Origin of the sequence: Sunxiuqinia dokdonensis, assembly GCF_001270965.1 — a bacterium.
Taxonomy (GTDB): Bacteria; Bacteroidota; Bacteroidia; order Bacteroidales; family Prolixibacteraceae; genus Sunxiuqinia; species Sunxiuqinia dokdonensis.
The window spans coordinates 1-20,621 of record NZ_LGIA01000151.1; the positions used below are offsets into that span (position 1 = coordinate 1).

Here is a 20,621-nt window from a genome sequence, read left to right on the forward strand (position 1 = left end):
CACCGAGCCCAACCTGGTAGTCGATCAAAGCTCAACCCGTGTGCCTGAAAAGGTACTGACCTGCGAAAACAAAGAGATACATTGGCAGGAGGATTGATGGCCAACCGGAAAGAACTGGAGCAGGAAAAGGAAACGAACCGGAAGTTAGTCACCGAGATCAATGTTCAGTTGGAAAAATCTAAATTTCAATCCCTTGATGAAGTCAAACAAATTCTGGCGCAGCCAATGGACTTGGAACAAGCGAAGCAAAAGCTGGCCAGATTCAGGGAACAGCTCACATTGATTAAAAGGCAACAGGAACAATTGCTGGAAGAAATTGGCGACCGGAAGTATGACATGGAATTGCACAAAAAATTGCTTGCTGAAATTGCCGCGCTGGCTGAGCTGTCGCAGCAAAAACACCAGGAGTTCGGGAAGCTGACTGAGCTGCTGAAAAAACTTCAGCAAGATTTGGAGAATCAGGCGGCCCTTCGAAAGGAGTTGGAAGCACTGAACCTCCGGGCTGAGAATATTCGCACCATGAAATCCTTGTTTAAGGGAAGCGGTTTTGTTAATTACATTTCGTCGGTCTACCTGCAAAACTTGTGCAACGCAGCCAACGACCGTTTTTTTCAACTGACGCGCCAGAAATTGAGCCTGGAGATTACCCCGGAAAACAACTTCCAAGTGCGCGACTTTATGAATGGCGGCAAGGTTCGCAGTGTGAAAACCCTTTCGGGCGGACAAACGTTTCAGGCAGCGCTGTCGCTGGCTTTAGCTTTGGCTGATAATATTCAGAAGATTACGGAATCGAACCAGAACTTTTTCTTCCTCGACGAAGGTTTTGGCTCCCTGGATAAAGAGTCTTTGTCCATCGTTTTTGATACCTTGAAGTCACTACGAAAAGAAAACCGCATTGTTGGTGTCATTTCTCACGTCGAAGAGATGCAACAGGAAATAGATGTTCACCTTCGGATAGAGAATCAGGACGAAACAGGAAGTTTGATTCACGCCAGTTGGAAGGAGTAATAGTTCGAATGAAGTGAATTCAATGACCATATTTAATTACAAGAACGATTGGGGAATAGACTTTTCTGGTTAAATTCGAAGATCAAAATAAATTACAGAATTTATACTCGACGTACTTATTATTAGCGGACTAACCCTGTTGAATGGCCAAATTTGATAAAATAGAAACCCTGTTTGCAGAACTTTACAAGTACCGAAACTTGTTCTCGGCTTTGTTTGATAAGCGCATGTTCTCCATACAGGAGGAAATGGTCTTGCCTTTGGTGGATCACGATACCGAGAAGCTGGAACGCTTGGCGGCTTTTGATCTTCTCTTCCGCAACCAGGGCCAGATCAGCCTTGATTCGCGATTGCAGGAATTTTTCGAAGAATTTCTCGAAGTGGATGAGACCGTACATGTCCTGTATATCCAGGAGAACCTGAATCAGATTAAGAAAAATCAGTCTTATTATTTAAAAGAGAATCAAGCCAATAAGCGGGATCAATATCTGGTAAAAATCAAAAAGCATTTAAGAGGAATTAATCAGATCACGCTACAAAATGTAAAGACGCTTCGCAGTAATACGGATGAAACCTACAAGACGGAAACAAATTTCGAAATCAAAAAGGAGAAATTAACAGATGTCAGGAACCAACGTGATGCGCTGGAAGGGGTGATTAAAGCGGTGGAGCGGGTACTGCAAGATGATTTGTTTTTTAAAACTGCTGCCGATGCTGAATTACAGCTCATCATTCATCGGCTACGACGCACGCTGAATGACAGTATCCATAACCTTATAGAGATACAACAACAGATTATAGAATATCTCAACCTCATCGAAAAGCGGGTTCAGGTTGTCGAGAAAGTATTGCGGTTGAAAATGCTTCGAGATAAACATTACCTGAAAGAACAGACCAACTTCTATCGAATGGTGGAAACCAACCGGGACCTTCCGTTGAAAAAATCAGAAGGGTTCCGTACCCGGCTTTCGATCCAGGATTTGTTAAATGAGGAAGAAAAGCAGAAACTGATCCTTAAGGTGCGGAACAAACTAAAGAACCAGAAACTTTTAGAGCAAAATATTGCCGGAGAGATTTCTGATGAAGCTTTTAGTAGCCAGGAAAAAATTGAAGATACGATCAACCTACATGCTTTGAAGCGGATTTTTATGGGCAAAAACCAAGATCTTTTTTCTTTTGTTATGAACCATCAATTTCCCAAGGAGATTTCGACCAGCCAACGCATTCGATTGTATTGCCGCCTGGCTTCACTTTTTGAAGCAGAATTTGTTTTTACTGACGAAACCGACAAGTTTGGAAACTTGGAGTACGCACTCATTTATCCTGTATTAACTTCAAAACAAGCCGCCACTCAAAGTAGTCAAAACCTTTAACAGCTCATTCCATGATAGATTCCAGTTATCGAACGGCAGAAATATTCGACATCCTTAGCAAAGGACAATTTATTTGCTCCAATGCTATTGATTCGCAGCGCCGTCACTTGTATGAATACGTCGAAGAGAATTTTGAGGATCTTGAGCCGAAGTTCAGGGAAATCGGCTATCAACTCGAAGACGGGAACAATTATTACTATTTCTCCCGCCCGAATGAAAGCAATCAAAATGTGGAAAATAAAATAGAAAAGGCACTGCGCTGGCTGGATATCCTGGCATTTTTTACAAGCTATCGGAAAGATTTATGCAGGGGTGCGCGTTTCAAGCTTTTTGATATCCTAAATCAGATTGACATCAACCTCGCTTTAAAAGAACAGTTGACGGATTTGCAGAAACGTTCGACTTCCGGGAAAAATTACCAGGAAATGCTCAACGACCTGATCAAAGAAATGCAAAAAGAAGGCTTTGTTGATTTGGAAAACGAAATGGAACAAACATGGAAAATCCTGGATTCGTGGGACTACATGGAAAAGATGGTCATGGCTGTGAATATTCAGGATGGGGAAAATCAATCCAACGAATTAGATTAAAATGAATCATTTAAACCGAATAATACTGATCAACAGTGCAACAGTTGATTTTTACGAACTTCAACTGGATGGCAATATCAACTTTATTGGAACACAAGGAACGGGCAAAAGTACGCTACTCCGGGCAATCCTATTTTTCTATAATGCCGATGCCCGAAAGCTGGGCATTTCGAAGGAAAAAGTCTCGTTCAGCGACTACTATTTTCCCTATGCCGATTCTTATGTAGTTTATGAAGTGAGCCAAGGAAAACGAAACTTTTGCATTTGGCTGTACAAAAAGCAAAACCGCTTATGTTTCCGGTTTATTGATGGGGCTTATCACCGCGAACTGTTCATCGATCACCAGCGGGCTTTACCCGAAAGCGAAGTGATTGAAAAATCGAACCAGCGGGGATACAAGGTTCACCGCCCCATTTACAATTTTACAGAATACCGCGACATTATTTATGGTGCGAATAAAGCCATGAGCCGCTTCCATGTTTTGCAAAATCCCGCATATCAGAACATTCCGCGAACGATATCCAATATCTTCCTTAACTCGTCGCTTGATGGCGGCTTCATTAAAACAACCATCATCAACTCACTGAGTGACGACCCTTTCGAACTGAACCTCGATGCCAACCGACACCATATTGAAACAGCCCGGAATGATTACCGTGATGTTTCAGAATACCTGATCCATGAGAAAAAGGCGGAGAACATCGTTTCCCAGTACAGCAAGCTTCTTCAAATGGAAGAAGGAAAGAAGGAATTGGCCTGGCTAATTGGTGCTTCGCACAATTTGGCCAATGAAAAGGAACGCGAGTTGCAAGATAAGCTCGCGGGCCTGACCACTGAGTCTTCAAATCAACAGGAAAAAATAGATCGGATTGGTGCAGAATTCTCAGTGAATCGGCGCCGAATACAGGATAAGTTATCTATAGTAAGAAGCAATATTAAGAAAGCGAACCAGTTAGCCAAAGATTACGCTGCGAAAAACATCCAGCACGTTCTGGCAGAAAATGAAAAGAAGCCGGAGTATGAAGCCGGGCGATCCCAATTTGAAGCTCAACTAAAGTTGCTTACTTCCAGTATGAAAGATGTGGAAAATCAATATCAGACCGACAAACAGCAGCTAGGAATGCAATGTCAGCAACAGCTACTTGATTTTGAACGCTCCCTATCGAAAGACAAGGAAAAAAGGCAACAAGACTTAGCGAATACAACCGCTTCATTCTATCAGAAAAAGGAACAGATTACGGCAGATCACAACCAGAAGCTAGACGAACAAAAGCAGGAGAGGGTAATTGCTGATACAAAACTCCGGGATATTGGTCACCAAATTGAAGCCATACAAAAGAGCCTGTTTTTAAAGGACGAACAGGAAAAACAGGGTCAGAAGCAGCATGAACTTCTTCAAGCAAGACAAGACCTGCTTGCACAGAAATCGGTTGCTGAGATTAAAAAAGAAAATACGGTGAAAGAGGGTGAACGGGAGCTGGAACTGTTAAATCTCACGAACAGCCAGGAACAGGCTTCGTTGGCCCTGACAAAGGAAACGCTGGAAGGAGAAATTAGTATGTTGAATTCGGAACTGCAAAGCTTATCTGGTTCGTTTTTGGAATTTCTGGAACAAAACAAACCGGATTGGAACCAATCAATCGGGAAAGTTGTCTCCAGAGAAGTGTTATTACAGAACAATTTACAACCCTTCGTTTCCTCGGGCGATAGCCTATATGGTGTGAACCTAAACCTGGAACAACTTCAGTCCATACAAATTTCCAAGTCGGAATTGGAGCTCAAACTCGAGAAGTTTACCACCAAGCTGAAAGAACAAAACAAACTGCTGGAGCAACACCAACAGAAAATTCAGGATCAAAAAGATAAGCATCAAAAGAAATACAACAAAAAAATAGCTGAGTTGAACGCTGAGGTTACAAACTGTACTTATCAGATTGAAAAAACAGCTATCGATCTTGAAAAATGCCAGATCACGCTGAATGAACTGAAAGGAAGAGCCGAACTGCAGAAGCGTCAGGAATTGGAGAAAAAGGAAGATGAAAAGCATCAGCTGAAAGCTGAAAGACAGGAAATTATGGATTTCATCGAAAAGACACAGGAACATTATAAAAACGACATCCGTGAACTGGAATCAAGGAGACGGGCACAAGAGAGTAAGATCAATAGCGAGTTGAAAGAATTGGGCGATAAAGTAACATCAGGTAAAAAATCTATCACTGAAAAATTTGGCATTCAGGTCAAAAAACTGGAAGAACAACGCAATGTCGTTTTGAAGGACAAAGGCGTGGATACAGCGGAAATACGCCGATTGGAAACCGAAATTGAAAGCATCAGAAAAAAATTGAAGGAGATTGAGCGAAATTATCCTATGGTTATTCGGTACCACAAAGATTGTGAGGAATACATCGACCAGCTGGATGAATTCCGTCAAAACCGAAAAGCTTTGGAAAATGAGCTGGAACACCTGCAACAGCTTCATAACAATCGGGTCAGCAAAGAAAAAGCCGAACTGAAGTCATTGAAGGAACAAATAGCTCAAACTTCAAAAATAATTCAGGAGATTCGACATGAGTTAAATGCCTTTGATTTTTTCAAGAAAAGCCAGTTATTTGCCGAACTGCAGAACTTTATCGAACATCACGACAGCGCTGAGCAATCGAACTGTGAGGAAAACATCCGCAAATTGCAGAACCTGGCACTGGAATATGAAAAGGATGACAAATCCTTCTCTGGAAAAATCACAGAATTTTCAGGCTATTTCAATCCGGACAACTGTTTGGGATTTGAAACCAGTTTGTCCGGTAACCTGCAATATCGAGCTTTTGCAGAGAACCTAAAAGAGTTTGTGAGAGAACAAAAGATTGTAGATTTTAAAACTGAAGTGACCCGAAAATATGCCATGGTACTGGCAAATATTGTGAACGAAACGAACGAATTGCTTCAAAAAGAAGAAGATGTTTCGAAGGTCATTCAGCGAATCAATGGTGATTTTAAGAAATCAAACTTCGTTGGTGTTGTCAAAAGTATTGAAATGCGCATACAAGAAAGTTCCAATAAAATCATCCAGCTTTTGCGGAAAATAAGGAAGTTTCAATCTGAGAATAACCTCAATTATGGCGAAATTAATTTATTCAGCCAAGGGAGTCCTGGCGGTAACAACGACGAAGCAGTGAAGTTACTGGAAAGCCTGCTTTCACAGATTGGGCAGGCAAAAACAAAGGTGCTGAAGCTGGAGGATGTCTTTGAGTTGGAATTCCGGATCCGCGAAAACGAAAATGATACCAATTGGGTTAGCCGTTTGGCCAATGTGGGATCAAACGGAACGGACGTTTTGGTCAAGTCGATGATCTACATCAACCTGCTGCATATCTTCAAAAGCAATGGAACCAAACAAAAAACCAACACCATTTTGCATTGCCTGATCGATGAAGTCGGGATTCTGCACGACAGTAATGTTACCGGGTTAATCACTTTTGCAGGTGAACGGAATATCCGCCTGATTAACGGGTCGCCAAATTCGCACAACGAGCAGGATTACAGGCATATCTATATATTCCGGAAAAACCGTGACTCAAATAAAACCGGAATTACCAAACTGATCAGCCATGAGCTCTAAGCCGCTGCCTTTGTCATTTGCCCGCTGCCTGCTTCGCTTACAAAATGGCGAGCAACTGAATCCGAGTGAGATTAAAGCAAAAAGTTTGCTGAAGCAGTTTTGTGAAGACGGCGTTCTACAAAAGCAGCCAGTAGGAAATCGACGATCCGTTTATTTTTGTGCAAACGCCGAGGTTTTGCAGAACTACCTGCGGATACAAAATGACGTTCTTTCGTTGGAAGGTTATATCAACGAGTTTGAAAACATCACCTCCGATGGGGAAAGCTCTCTGATCGCTTCCAAATCGACCAAAACTTTTCGCAGTGGAAGTTTACAAGGATTTTTTATAAAGGAAGTGAATTCAGAAATTAGAATTTCAGGCAAAATAGTTCAACCGCAGCCTCAGGGTATCCAGTTGTTTATTCATCAGCCGGAGGACCTGCAGATTTCGAAAACGGCTTTGGTTGTCGGGGTTGAAAATCCAGAGTGTTTTTTAAAATTTGAAAAGTTAGCCCACCTTTTTCCTCAAAAAGAACTGGTCGTCATCATGCGGTATATGAGTACCAGCCCGAACAGGTGGCTTCAGACTATTTCAAACAATTACCTGCATTTTGGCGATTTTGATCCGGCAGGTTTGAGCATCTATATTCATGAATACCGGAAACAGTTGCCGGGTCACCGCTGTAATTATTTTTTTCCGCCCAATATTGAGCGGCTCATTCATCAATATGGTTTAACCCAACTCTACGACCAGCAAAATTACCTGCTCAAAAATATTGATCCTTGCCAATACCCGGAAACAGAACAGCTGGTTGACGTACTCAACAAATATCGAAAAGGGTTAGAGCAGGAGCGCTTGCTGACATTAGAACGCCAAAAATATTAGTCATAATCCAATTCCTTTAATATTTTGTCAATCTCAGGTTTTGAGTTGATTTGTTGAAGCAACTCATCAAAAACATCCATGGCAAAATCCAGATTTTCATCCAGTGAATCATATTTTCGGATTGAATTATAGGACAACATTAGTAACTTAATCGGATCCTCGACATCATGCCTTCTTTGGGCAATTCTTTTAAAATCAATATCATGTAAAAACTCGATACATTCATTTGGATAATCTTTTGAGCAGTCAAACAAAAAACTATAAAGACTATATAGTCGCTCTTCATTACTGGAAGCAATGAATTGTTTTATAATGTTTTTCACAGACAAAAGGTTATGAGGGGTTAAATGATGGAAGCCGGAAGAATAACTATCCTTAATATCACTTCTTTGATCATTCACATAGTGATTAAGGACATATAAACATTTTTCTTTGTATTTTTCATCATGCAGATATCTAAAAGCTTGATTTATAGATTCTCCTATGGAAGCAGGATGAGTTTCATGCAATTCAAACAAAAGCTCTTTACTTTTTTCATTTCCATAAAACCACCCATATAGCAGATATATTCCCAAAGATTTTGCAGATGAGGGCAAGAAGATTGTTTGTTGTATAAAAGGTAAAATGTCATTGAAACAACAGAAAAACAAATGATTTAACAGGGCAGAGGACACTGTATATACTTCTGAGCTCACTTCTTTTGTGTATCGAATAAATATGTTTTTAAGTTGATCGCTATTAAAACCGCAACCATTGTCAACACTGTGAAGTACGACAAGTCTTAATTGTATTGGAAGGGAATCACAAATGCTCAACAGATAGTTAAGAACATATTCTGTATAAGATTTTAACCCAGATAATCGGACAAGTAACTTAATCGCACGGGCGTTTATTGTACGCCATCCTTCACTAAACAATTTATCGTTACTTTCATTCTTATCCCTGCTGTCCAAAATATACCCACTGTCTTTATTCTCAAATGGTGATTCGATATATTTTTCCCAAAACTCGATAAGCTCCTGATCAATGACAGAGTTCTTTAAAAAGTATTTGGATAAGTCTAGGAATGTATAGCGATAAATTTCGTTAATATCCCGATTCATAAGTAAAGAATAAAGAGCCCGAATTTCTTTCACGTCAAATTCACCTTCAACTAGTCCCTCAAGTCCACTTATTTGGTACCTGATATTTGCATCGTTTTTGAATATCAGTTCGGATATAAAAGTGAAATACTTTTTAGGATCTTTTTTAACTATATCTCTAAATGCATTGGCATGTTCATCAACACTAAAAAATCTTCTATTATAATAGTGGTGTTCTTCAATATCGTATTTTGAAAATGACCGAGTCCATTGATTTAACGTAAATAATTCATACCTGTCTTTCGAAACAAGTCCACCAGATGTACCTGCCATGGTTACGCTGTGGTTCGGTTTAATATTCTTATAACTCCATCCTTTAAACCTTCTGCTCCACATAAGCATGCTGACTTTTAATGAACTATTTATGTCAATTTCTTCGGCTGGAATTGAATTGAGTAAAAGCCATTGATCATATCCCCAGAATGGTAGCGGATAAAACTTATTTTTATATGCCCCGTATTTTGTTCTTTGATTTTTGTATTCCCGATCAGGATCAAAATCCTTTTTTGTAAAATAAGTCAGGATGAATTGATTTAGCTTTTTTCTTTTTGTGTCTGAGAACAACAAATATGAATTTTTGATTAGGGCTCTATACCAGTACTTTAAGTCTTCTATGAGAAGTATGTCTTCAACAAGTTTTATATTCACCAACAATGAAAATATGTCACTTAAGAAAGCTTGTGGATTATGGTTTAAGACCTGAAGCGCGATAAAGATTTGGGTTGACTGTTTGGAACTTAGGTACTCAGCCAATTCATTTCTTACAAAAACATTATTTTCATTTTTATGCAAATAATCGATAATCCAGTTCAGGTATTTGTGGTATTCGTACATGTCAGGATTGTATTCCTGAAAAGCAGAATCTTCGCGTAATACATTGTATTCCAAATATGGATGATCAAAAATGGTTTTGTCAATCAAACAAAGAACAATTTCTTTTAAAAATGAATATGCTTTGATAGGAGCTTCTTTGTAGAGGTTTTCACAAAAATCTACAAATTCCGATTCCTCAGAATGAAATCCCAGTTCTCTCTTTCTTTTCTTTACCCAATCAGGTAGATTGCTTAAAAAGATCTTTTTTGCTTCATCAATGGCAAAGTCCGGATTTGATTTTATAGCGTTACATAGTATATGCAGCCTTTCTCTGTCATTTCTTATGAAATCCTTTTCGATAGAAAAATAAGCATTCGTCACAATTGGCAGTGAGAATTCTTTTGTCCTGTATAGTATCCAACAGATAAGATTCCCTCTGCTATTCTCATCTTTTATTTTATTCAAAAGATGAATCGCATTTTCAATATCATTATCTCCCGAAAATACAATAAACCGGGTAACAGTATCTCTGATTTGATCATCACCATTATTTATAAGATCAAGCAATATTTCTTCTCTTCGGATAAAAAAGGTAAACCATGTTATCCCCGGTATAGAATGAAAAAATGATTGTGCTAAAAAATGATTGTATGGAATTATTGAAGTAATTAGCTGAAACTCTCCAGTTTTTGGATTTTCTTCAAATGATAAAAGTTCAATTATCAAGAGCTTAATATGATACCTTATTTTATCCGAGAAAATAATAGATTTCAATTGCTCAATATATTCTTTGTAATTATAAAGCTTTAAATAAGCAAGAACCTGTTTGGTTACTGACCGGATAAATAATCCTTGGTGTGCTTGATTGATCAGAAATTCAAAAATGTTTCCACTTTCTTTTTCAACAAAATTTCTCGCATAAGTGTAATCATAGAAAGACTGATGAAAAAATTGAAGGCCAGAGTTATTCTCAATAATAAGATTTTCGGATTTTAGATATTTTAATGGTTCGTAAAAGTTATTAAACAGCAAAACAGGGACACTTAAATTTTCCTGGCGCTCATTTATTTCGTTAGCAATATTATACAACACTGATTCAAGAATTTCAGGGGCGATATCTACTTTTTGCCTTACTTCCTTGATCTTCAGATTCCAAAGAGCATTGTACAAGTCTTGCAGGTTTCTAATTTCATTTATTGAGAGTGAATCGCTAAAGATTCTACAGAACACGTCCAGATGTAGTGGAGTTTTTAATAAATCAATAAAATCCTTCGGATACTTTGCACTTTTTTTAGTTAGTTGAAAAAGAACATCCTCTACTTCTTTTTCTGAAAGTAGTGATACTTTGATTATTTTTTTATTTAAATACTGCCTTAGTTCCATATCATGATTCAGGTCGAAAATGCGACATGAAATAATGACACGAATTTTTTCGTTCGATGAAATTTTGTCGATTAAGGAAGTATATGCTCTGATTTGTTCCCTGTTTGCTGAAAGGGATTGAGATAAAGCATCTATCTGGTCAACAAGAAGAACAACATTTTCATGCTTTGAAAGTAGTTGTTCAAACATTGAAAGAATATCTGCATCTGAGTTCAAAACAGATTTTTCGGGATTAATTGCGTTTAATATTTTCTTATCTGCCTTTAGCCCGAGTACGGGAATGTCATCTTTTCCTAATATATCGATTAAGTCTTTTAATATAACCGTTTTACCAGTTCCTGCACTACCTGCAAGTACGGCGATATTGGATTCTTCTTCGATTAGTTCTTTTAAAATCCAATTATAGAGTTCTTCAGTTTCTTTTCTTACAATATGAGAGCCAGGTAGATTTGGGAAATTATTATCGATATTATACAGCTCTCCGGAAGCTGTTCTGAATTGACTATTTATTTCTGAATCAGAGATGTAAAAAGTAGTGGATAATGCTTCTAATCCATTAAAAGCTTTTACAAACTCAGAGCCAAAAATATCCAGGACAATTTTTGGATGTTCTTTCAATATCCTTGATAATTGGATTTTATCCCATTTAATAAGGTCAATACCATCATTTTTAAGTAAGGCCTTTTGTTCTTCAAATGCATCTTGTATTTGGTTACTGTTAAGGGGACAAGCTGTACATATAAAGAATCTCTCGCTTTTAAGGAAGTATTTTCCTTCTCTAAATTTTGAGATTGCACTAGTTAAATCTTTTTTAGTAAAATAATTATACTTTTTGCACTGATATACTGAATATCTTCCATCCTTATGTCGAGCAAAAATATCAATTCCCTGTTGGTTCTGCCCAGTCTTCCCTAGTCTTTCACTATCCCATATTGAGAATTCCGTTTGTACAAGATTCAAACAGAGTTGTTCAAAATCTTCCCATGGCAATTCTTCTGTTGGCAAATATTGAAGATTGGTTCTGATTGGAGGCTTAATATTAGAACCAATCGGACTTATGGCTTCATTCATAAGATTATGTCTATATCATTTATCATTTGCTTGTTAACGATAGAATATTGTCTCATAAAAATAACAAATATCCTTACTCCCATGATCAATTATAAAATTAACTATAAATAGATGCTACACTCTTCACTCAAATTTTAGTCAAAGTTATTGATCGCTTCCCGGAACGGTAAAGGGGCGGTTGCTTTTCGTGGCAACCGTCCTTCGGATGCGTTCAGCTTTTCCCTTTCTAAATCATACATGCTCTCCGCTCGAAAAACCTGACATGCACCTCGTTGACTTCATCCGGGACAGCTCAATGTGGTACGCCAAAAATTTAAGTTTAACGGCGTGCCAGATGCCATAAAAAGTCTGTAAGGCAGCAGCGATCTATTATGAATGATTTCAGAAGTTTAAAACCCATTTCAGTTTACTCTACAAAACAAGCCGTTGATGATGGTTTTTTGATCCAAGTTGATCAGAAGATTTCTCAGGAGGCTGCCATCCGCCATCCGGTTTACCTGACCCGTGCAGTTTGGCACAAATATGTTGAAGTTCCCAAAGGAATGGAAGGCCATCAGGACCAGGAAGGCCGGTTATGGGATGTTTTGTTCATGTTCGCCTTATTCGCCCGGAAGGAATCTTCTTCCCACTTGCTTTTTGAGTTATTGGTCCAACTGCCGGATATCGGTAATTGGGAACCCAACGAAAAAGTAGCGGAAAGATCGAACCGACTGTTGCGGGAAGTTACGCTTAAAGCCTTGATAACAGCCCGTGATTTTGATGATCCATCACCTGCGATTTTCATTATGATACCATTTGAAGATTAATCAATTCTGAGGTTTGTTGTCAGAATAAAACAAATAGGAGGTATTGATGATGAGATACAAAGATGATCCAAGACAAATTGCGGTACGTTATCCAAGTTACTGCGAAAAGTGCCAGGTTCGTTTGCCTCGTGGTACTGTAGCGTATTACTGGCCACGAACCCGCACACTACTGTGTTCTGATTGCGGAGAACCGGAATTCCGAAGTTTTCTTTCGGCTGCGGCCGATGAAGATGTTTATGCCGGAAGGGGAAATCCGTTTTAGGTTGAGACACAGGAGCCGAGTGCTCCTTTTTTGTTCGTTCTATGTTTTTCAATAGCATGTCGAATTTTAGCCTTCAGAATATAATGAGTGAGACTTCATACAGTATTCCAGTTGTCCTTGATTGAAACGTCGGGTAGTCTGGTGAAATATGATCATTCTTGTTGGGAAAAAAAACCGATTTTGGACGTTTGAACAAAGCAAATTCAGACGTTTGAACAAAATGCCGAAGCATGAACCCATCTAAATTTGTTCCAACGAAACATTTAAAATTAATAGACATGGAACAAAGTAATTACCAAGGTGCGTTGCAGAAACCGATAGGTTCTGGATTTAACGCTGTATCAACAACAAACGATGTCATCCAAGGCATCGATCTAACGGGAAAAATAGCGATAGTAACAGGTGGCAACACAGGCATTGGGCTGGAAACTGTAAAGACTCTTGCTGCAGCGGGGGCAACAGTGATTGTCCCGGCCAGGGATACTGAAAAGGCCAAAGTGAATCTACAATCTGTTGAGAAAGTGGAGTTGGAAACGATGGATCTGATGAACCCTGATTCCATTGACGTATTTGCCCAAAGGTTCTTGGCGTCGGGAAGACCCTTACATTTGCTGATCAATAACGCAGGCATTATGTGGGTGCCGCTGCGCCGGGACAGCCGCGGTATCGAATCTCAATTGGCCACGAATTACCTGGCACAGTTTCAACTCACGGCACGGCTGTGGCCCGCCCTGAAAAAAGCACGTGGAGCCCGGATAGTCAATGTATCTTCCCAAGGTCATCAATTCGGAGAATTTAACTTTTATGATCCCAATTTCCTTCACCGGGAATACGAAACTTTGAAGGCCTACGGACAATCAAAAACAGCCAGCAATCTGTTTGCCCTCGAACTGGACAGCCGGGCTAAGGCATTTCAGGTAAGGGCCTATTCACTTCACCCAGGTTCTATCAATGGCACCGAACTGGCAAGGGAGGCCTCGTTGGAATTGTTTCAGCAAATGGGCTTTTGCGATGCCGAAGGGAATCTTTTTCCTGAAGTTGCTGCATCGTTAAAAACAGTTCCTCAAGGGGCGGCAACAACGGTTTGGTGTGCAACCAGCCCGATGCTGAGCGATCTGGGCGGTGTGTATTGCGAAGATGCAGATGTTGCCGAACTGGCTTTGGATGCATCTTCTACAGGCCGTGTAAAACCTTATTCGCTGGATGAAGCCAATGCCAAGCGGCTGTGGAATTTGAGCGAAGAAATGACAGGTTTTCCATTTCATGTTGATTAATGGAAGCTGACAGTAAAAATAAATACGGCGCGATCCATTTTTGTAACTTATTGTTTTTCTTTAAGGGAAGACGTTAAAAAAAGCAAAGCCATGGAGTATAAAGCAAAATATATTACCCCTGATATTAAACTTTCCTGTTATGAGGACAATTTTTTTAAGTCGGACATCATGTTTGACTGCCACATGTTGGTTTGGTTCATTTCGGGTGAAACAAAGATCGTTCAGGCTGATGCCACCTACTTCTTTAGAAAAGGTGATATTTTCTTAATTCCCCGGAACCAGTTGGCTACCATCATTAATTATCCCAAAGATGGACAACCGCATAAAACAGTTGTCATGCATCTTTCGAAAGAAAAGTTGATTGACTATTTAAAGCCAAAAGCGTTGGTGTCGTCGGAAATTCTTCGCTACAGCAATCATCCATTGTTGGAAAGTTGCCTTTCGTCGCTGATTCCTTATTTCGAAATGAAAGACCTCCCTGAGACTATTGCGTCGCTGAAGATTGCTGAAGCGATCAGTATTCTCAGGGCTATTGACCACGGCATTGACAATGTTTTGGCAAACTTTGAAGAGCCGGGAAAAATAGACCTGGCGAGCTATATGGAGAGGAACTTTCGGTTTAATCTGCCTTTGGAAAAGTTCAGTTATCTGACAGGGCGCAGCCTGACGACTTTTAAAAGGGATTTTGGCAAAGTATTCAACACGACACCACAACGATGGCTTACCCGGAAACGGCTGGAACTGGCCCATTACCAGTTTGTCGAAAAAAAAAGTAAGCCTATTGATGTTTGCTACGAAGTAGGCTTTGAAAATCTGTCACATTTTTCATACGCCTTTAAAAAACAGTTTGGCTATTCGCCTACTGAGTTGATCGGAAGACAGTGAATTGACTGCCAGTAAGGGTGGGCCATTGTTGTTGGTTTCGTTAAGCAGCAGGCCTTTTTGTGCCGGAGAAATTATTATCGACGTTTTCTATTTCTGCAAAGAAAAGTTTCTAAAGAATGATGTCATTTTCAGTTTTTCACCCTTATTAAAAAATGGGTATGCTGCGTGAATTTTCAGGAACACTATTCAATTGAAAATGATTGTGGCATGCTGACTTTGGCATTGACTTTGGGAAAAAATGTGGTGTGAAAATCGAAAAAAGAAAAATAGGAGAGCTAAACCGCCAGGAGGTGGAGCTGTATCGGTTGATGAACGATGCCGGGAGTTACGTTGAGCTGACGAATTATGGGGCAACCCTGGTTTCAGTGGTAATACCTGATTTGAACGGACTGCTGGGCAATGTTGTGCTTGGATTTTCTGGCCTTGATGGGTATTTAAAGGACGATTGTTATATGGGGGCAACTATTGGCCGTTTTGCAAACCGAATTTCCAATGCTCGTTTTCGCATTGGAAATGAGGTGTTCAGGCTTGATGAGAATGACGGGACACATTCTAATCACGGGGGTTTCTCAGGATTCAACACTCAAGTGTTTGAGGCAGAAGTGCTGTCTGATGAAATCCGTTTTAACTTGAATAGTCCGGATGGTCAAGGCGGATTTCCCGGGGCATTGAATTTGTCGGTTTATTACCGTTGGAGTGATCGTCAGGAGTTGACTATCCGGTTTCAAGGCATTTCGACAAGGGAAACGATTTTGAACTTAACCAACCATGCCTACTTTAATCTGTCTGCAATGGCGAGAAGCGGACTTCAGCAAAAATTAACAATGGAAGCTTCGCGGATCATCGAATGCACGAATGACTTTATACCTACGGGACGAATTGTTCCTGCCGGTGAGTTGGCTTTCAGCGGTCAACGAATCGCAGAGAAAATGAATTTGGATTCTGCTGGCTTTAAAGGTATAAATAGCTACTATGTGTTCGAAGAAAAAGGGGTTGGTCAGCCTGCATGTTTGCTGGAGGATGAGAAGTCGGGACGCCAGATGAAGGTCTACACAAGTTATCCCGGAATTCAATTCTATACAGGCGATTTTCTTGAAAGCCGTGTTCCGGGTAGCCACGGAGTTAAATACCAACCTTATGATGGAGTATGCATCGAGTGCCAGCTTTATCCCGATAGCCCGAACCATCCGAACTTTCCAAGTACGTTGTTGAAGGTAGGATCAGAGTACAATGAAGAAATCAGTTACCACTTTGACTTAAAATCCAATCATGAATAGAATTGAAATGAAATTAGGTAGTTTTAGCATTGCCATACTTTTGCTTTGTACTTTTGCAATAAGTCGGGCAGAACAATTTTCAGTGAAGTCACCCAATCAGATGTTAACCTTGAGTTTGGAAGTTGGCGAGGGTTTGACGTATAGCGTAGCGTACAATGGACGCGAGATTATCAAGGCGTCATCCATTGCATTGCATCTTGCCAGTGGAACCATTCTGGGGAATGAACCAGTTGTGAAGACTACAGATGTTGTGAATATTGACGAAACACTCTATCCTGTTCTGGGAAAAAACAAGGAGTTAGCAAATTCTTATCAAGAACTAAGCATTGTCTTTGAAGGCAATTATGCTTTGATCCTTAGGGCATACAATGAGGGGGTGGCTTACCGCTTTAAGACTTATTTTGACCATGAAATTTTTATTGAATCAGAAGAAGCGAATTTTGTGTTTGGAGATCCGGTCGGTAGTGTTTTCCCAACAGCAGATCCTACGATGCGCTCATGGGAAAGGGCGTATGATACTTATAGTTCTCTAGCTGAAATAAATCAGGAACAGTTTTGTGTCACGCCAGCTTTATTTCGAAATGAAGAAGTCAATATCGTCATTGCTGAGTCTGATTTGTATAGTTATCCCGGATTGTATTTGCAGCCGATTGGAGAAGGCGCAGTCAAGGGTAAATGGGCGCATTATCCCAAAACCGTATCCGATCCCGATGACGTTTACGCATATCACCGGGTTTTGGAGCGCGAGAATTACCTAGCGAAGACTGAGGGAACGCGTAGTTTCCCCTGGCGAGTGATCATTGTTAATGAAGATGATAAGGATTTGTTGAATAATGAACTGGTTTATAAGCTGGCTACTGCTTCGAAACTGGAGGATACTTCCTGGATAAGACCGGGAAAATCGGTTTGGGAATGGTGGCACGATGCCATTTTGGAAACTGATCAAGTTGAGTCAGGTCTAAATAATTTGAGCTTTGACTTGTACAAATACTATATTGACTTTGCCGCAGAATTTGACATGGAGTACATTACAATGGATGCAGGTTGGAGCACGAATTACGCCGCCCAGGTTTGTAGTTATGCAGCTTCAAAAGACGTTGGAGTTATTGTTTGGGATTTTATCAACCTACCGATCGAAAATCCGGATCGATTGACACAAATTAAAAATTTTGGCGCAGCGGGAGTGAAAATTGATTTGATTGAACGGGACGATCAGGAAGCGATTGATTGGCTGGAGCAACTCGCTGATGAATGTGCGAAACGCGAATTATTACTAATTCTGCATGGGTGTCCAAAACCTACAGGCTTACACCGGACCTATCCGAATATTGTCAACTTCGAAGCGGTGAGGGGAGCCGAATGTGCCAAATGGGACCGGACTCCAAATCCGACTTATCATACAGAATTCCCTTTTATCCGGATGCTGGCCGGACCATTGGACTACACTCCGGGCTCGATGCGGAATGTGCATGATGATGAGTTTGAGCCAGTCCCACACGGCATTCCAATGACGATGGGGACAAAGGCTCATGAGTTAGCGATGTACGTCTTATTTGATCAACCCTTGGGGTACTTATGCGATTCACCGGTTGAATACCGGAAAAACATGGTAGCCATGAACTTTCTCAAGAAAGTACCAACGACATGGGATCAAACAGTGCCGCTGGAAGGGAAGATTGGTGAGTTTGCGGTCGTAGCCCGTAAGAAGGACAACGATTGGTATGTCGGTGCCATGACAAATAATGAGTCGCGCAGCATAACCATAGATTTTTCCTTCTTGCCAACCGATGAAACGTTTGCAGTAGAAGTATACCGGGATAACGTGCAAACAGAACAAGACGCGAAGGCGATTGGTTATGAGACAATTGAAGTTACGAGTCAGGCGGTTTTGGATTTCAATCTGGCGCGCGGTGGAGGACTTGCGATGTATTTAAAGAAGGCTGTACCTACCTCTACCAGTGACTTGGAACAAGAAAGAGAACTCAATTTGTTCTTTAATTTCGACAGAGAGGTTTTGAATATCGAATCGCCGGAGGATATCAGAAAGATTAAGATCTTTGATCTCTTGGGGCGACTTCATTTTTCCAGAGAAATTCCAGCATATCAGAAGTCGTTGCAGGTGAATATAGGCCATTTAAACCACGGAACATATGTTGCTGATGTAGAAATCACCGATGCAAGAATGAGGCAAAAGTTTGTTAAGTAGCTGCACTTTTGAGAAGTATTGTTTCAGATGAAAGTGCTGGTCGATCACCTATCAGTCAGTCTTCCGACTTATATATAATATATAATGCACGCTAAAATGATCTGTTATGAGTAATTTTGGAAAAGGTCAATATTTATCTATATTCGGGAACTTAACCAACCTATATGTCCAAGTTTGGAGGGAACCATAGTTTGAACGCTCTTGGTAAGTCGAAGAGGTTTGGTAATAATAAATCAGAAGTGGTGAATGATAACTTCGACGAACTTTTAAATCAGTCTGACCAAGAGGTCTGGCTGGCCTTTAAAGAAGGTAACGAAGCGGCTTACGTTTTTATGTATCAGAAATATTTTGCCGACTTAATTAATTATGGGCGCCAGTTTGCCAGAAATGAACAGCTGATCGAAGACTGTGTGCAGGATCTTTTTATCGATCTAAAAAAAAGCAAAGAAAATCTCACCAATAAAAACACTTCGATAAAGTTTTACCTGTTTAAATCGCTCAAAAGGAGAATTATAGAATACCGAAAAAAGCTGGATAAAGTTACCCTTGGGCCAGCCGAAGGACAGAGGGACTTTGAGATTGTATTACCAGAGGAAGCGTTGTTGATTGAGAAACAATTCAAAGAAGAGCAGCTTTTAAAACTATCGAGAGCAGTGGAACAACTTACCACTCGGCAGCGAGAAGTCTTATACTATCTTTTTTACGCAGAACTCTCTTATGAAGAAATAAGGGAAATCATGGGGTTTGATCATGTTCGTTCTGTTCGCAATATTTTTTACAAGGCACTGGATCGTTTGAAAACAAACTTTAGGGGCATCTTTTTCTTCAACGTGTTCGCTTAAAGTGATGTTTTAACGCTGTTTGTCCTTCAAAATCAGCTGTGAGATTAATTTCCATTAAAAATCTTGCTTTTTTTGATGTCATTTTAGGGGTTTGCTCCTTATAAAATAAAAGCAGTCAAGAAAAGTATGAAGAAACGAGAATACAGTTTTGAACAGGTTGAAGATTTTTTTGAAGACGATCGGTTTATAAGCTGGGTTAAGAACCCTACACCTGAATTGGATCAATTTTGGAGCAATTGGCGTGCCCAGTTTCCTGAAAAGATAAAATTACTTGAACAAGCCTGTTTGTTAGCAAATTCCATTCATTTTCATTCCATTCCTCCTTCGGCAGAGCGATTTGCTCGTGTTTTTGATAAAATTGAAAAAGGAGACTATTCTCCACGATACAAGCAACCAAAATTCAGAGTGATACCTTCGCCTCGGTACTGGACTAGGATTGCTGCCATCCTGTTACTATTTTTTTCGGTGGGTAGTTTGGTGTGGTACTTTAGTTTAAAGGTGAATGATTCACTCATTCAGCCGCAAGCGGAAATGCTTACTGTTTCAACAAAATATGGAGAAAAACAGACGGTTATTCTACCCGATGGTAGCGAGGTAATAATGAATTCGGGTAGTACGTTGTCTTATCTCTCCCACTTTCATGCCGAACGAGAAGTTTTGCTTGTTGGAGAGGCCTTTTTTGATGTGACGAGGATTCCCGAAAAGCCTTTTGTCGTTAGAAGCGGAGGAATTGCGACCAGAGTGTTGGGAACGTCTTTCAACGTGAAGGCATACGAGGATGAGGATATTGTAGCTGTCGCGTTAAAATCAGGAAAAGTTGAGATTAGAAACGAAGCTTCGGGAGCCTGGTCAGCCGTTACTTTGATTCCCGGTGAGAAATTGATGGCCAAAAGCGATAATGCTATCAAAATGAAAGCCAGCGATAACGATCTGTCCTGGCAAGAAGGTGAGTTAACCTTTGATGGGAGTGATTTTAACGATTTTGTCAAAAAAATTGAGCGTTGGTACGGAGTGAAAATTGAGGTTGAAGGAGATCCGGGAGATGAATGGAGAGTCAACGGGAAATTTAAAAATAAGCCTCTGGCGGTCGTGTTGGAAAGTATCAGTTTTGCTGAGAACATTGACTACAGCCTTCAGGGCACCCAAGTTAAGTTGCGCTTTAAGGAACGTTAACCACAAAAACGGATATGAATACATCCTAACAAAAA

General features: G+C 40.1%; 14 protein-coding genes. 13 read left to right on the forward strand and 1 reads right to left on the reverse strand.

What is annotated here, in order from left to right; all coding sequences use genetic code 11:
- Positions 1–81 precede the first annotated feature (81 nt).
- The 5 genes from NC99_RS10435 to NC99_RS10455 all read left to right on the forward strand — a co-directional run bounded on the left by NC99_RS10435 (position 82) and on the right by NC99_RS10455 (position 7,452).
- Positions 82–1,008, forward strand: a complete 927-nt coding sequence (locus NC99_RS10435) for an SbcC/MukB-like Walker B domain-containing protein (protein ID WP_204374964.1) — start codon at positions 82–84, stop codon at positions 1,006–1,008.
- 143 nt (positions 1,009–1,151) lie between these two features.
- The gene (locus NC99_RS10440; RefSeq protein ID WP_053183392.1) at positions 1,152–2,381 is read left to right on the forward strand and encodes a hypothetical protein; all 1,230 of its coding nucleotides are present in this window, start codon (positions 1,152–1,154) and stop codon (positions 2,379–2,381) included.
- Positions 2,382–2,392: 11 nt separating this feature from the next.
- The gene (locus tag NC99_RS10445; protein ID WP_053183394.1) at positions 2,393–2,971 is read left to right on the forward strand and encodes a condensin complex protein MksE; all 579 of its coding nucleotides are present in this window, start codon (positions 2,393–2,395) and stop codon (positions 2,969–2,971) included.
- A 1-nt stretch (position 2,972) separates the two neighbouring features.
- Complete coding sequence (locus NC99_RS10450) at positions 2,973–6,587, forward strand: ATP-binding protein (protein ID WP_053183396.1); 3,615 nt, start codon at positions 2,973–2,975, stop codon at positions 6,585–6,587.
- On the forward strand, positions 6,577–7,452 hold the full coding sequence (locus NC99_RS10455) for a DUF7281 domain-containing protein (RefSeq protein ID WP_053183397.1): 876 nt from the start codon (positions 6,577–6,579) through the stop codon (positions 7,450–7,452). Before NC99_RS10450 ends, NC99_RS10455 begins: the two co-directional genes overlap by 11 nt.
- On the opposite strand, the gene NC99_RS10460 is transcribed toward NC99_RS10455, so the two are convergent.
- Positions 7,449–11,861 (reverse strand): AAA family ATPase, encoded by a 4,413-nt coding sequence (locus NC99_RS10460; protein ID WP_053183399.1) that lies wholly within the window; start codon positions 11,859–11,861, stop codon positions 7,449–7,451. The two genes, NC99_RS10455 and NC99_RS10460, sit on opposite strands and share 4 nt — an antisense overlap.
- A 371-nt stretch (positions 11,862–12,232) precedes the next feature.
- On the opposite strand from NC99_RS10460, the gene NC99_RS10465 reads away from it, so the two are divergent.
- From NC99_RS10465 to NC99_RS10495, 8 genes are all read left to right on the forward strand, one after another.
- Positions 12,233–12,667, forward strand: a complete 435-nt coding sequence (locus tag NC99_RS10465; protein ID WP_053183401.1) for a DUF6573 family protein — start codon at positions 12,233–12,235, stop codon at positions 12,665–12,667.
- Positions 12,668–12,713: 46 nt separating this feature from the next.
- On the forward strand, positions 12,714–12,929 hold the full coding sequence (locus NC99_RS21885) for a hypothetical protein (protein WP_157624769.1): 216 nt from the start codon (positions 12,714–12,716) through the stop codon (positions 12,927–12,929).
- Between the two features lie 278 nt (positions 12,930–13,207).
- On the forward strand, positions 13,208–14,203 hold the full coding sequence (locus NC99_RS10470; RefSeq protein WP_053183403.1) for an SDR family NAD(P)-dependent oxidoreductase: 996 nt from the start codon (positions 13,208–13,210) through the stop codon (positions 14,201–14,203).
- Between the two features lie 90 nt (positions 14,204–14,293).
- Entirely contained in the window at positions 14,294–15,088 is a 795-nt protein-coding gene (locus NC99_RS10475; protein ID WP_053183405.1) for an AraC family transcriptional regulator, read from the forward strand.
- A gap of 245 nt (positions 15,089–15,333) precedes the next feature.
- Entirely contained in the window at positions 15,334–16,365 is a 1,032-nt protein-coding gene (locus NC99_RS10480) for an aldose epimerase family protein (RefSeq protein WP_157624771.1), read from the forward strand.
- On the forward strand, positions 16,358–18,571 hold the full coding sequence (locus NC99_RS10485; protein WP_053183409.1) for a glycoside hydrolase family 97 catalytic domain-containing protein: 2,214 nt from the start codon (positions 16,358–16,360) through the stop codon (positions 18,569–18,571). Before NC99_RS10480 ends, NC99_RS10485 begins: the two co-directional genes overlap by 8 nt.
- A 164-nt stretch (positions 18,572–18,735) precedes the next feature.
- Positions 18,736–19,413: an RNA polymerase sigma factor gene (locus NC99_RS10490; protein ID WP_053183411.1), complete on the forward strand. Its 678-nt coding sequence runs from the start codon at positions 18,736–18,738 to the stop codon at positions 19,411–19,413.
- A 126-nt stretch (positions 19,414–19,539) separates the two neighbouring features.
- Entirely contained in the window at positions 19,540–20,586 is a 1,047-nt protein-coding gene (locus NC99_RS10495; RefSeq protein ID WP_053183413.1) for a FecR family protein, read from the forward strand.
- The last annotated feature ends 35 nt before the right edge of the window (positions 20,587–20,621 follow it).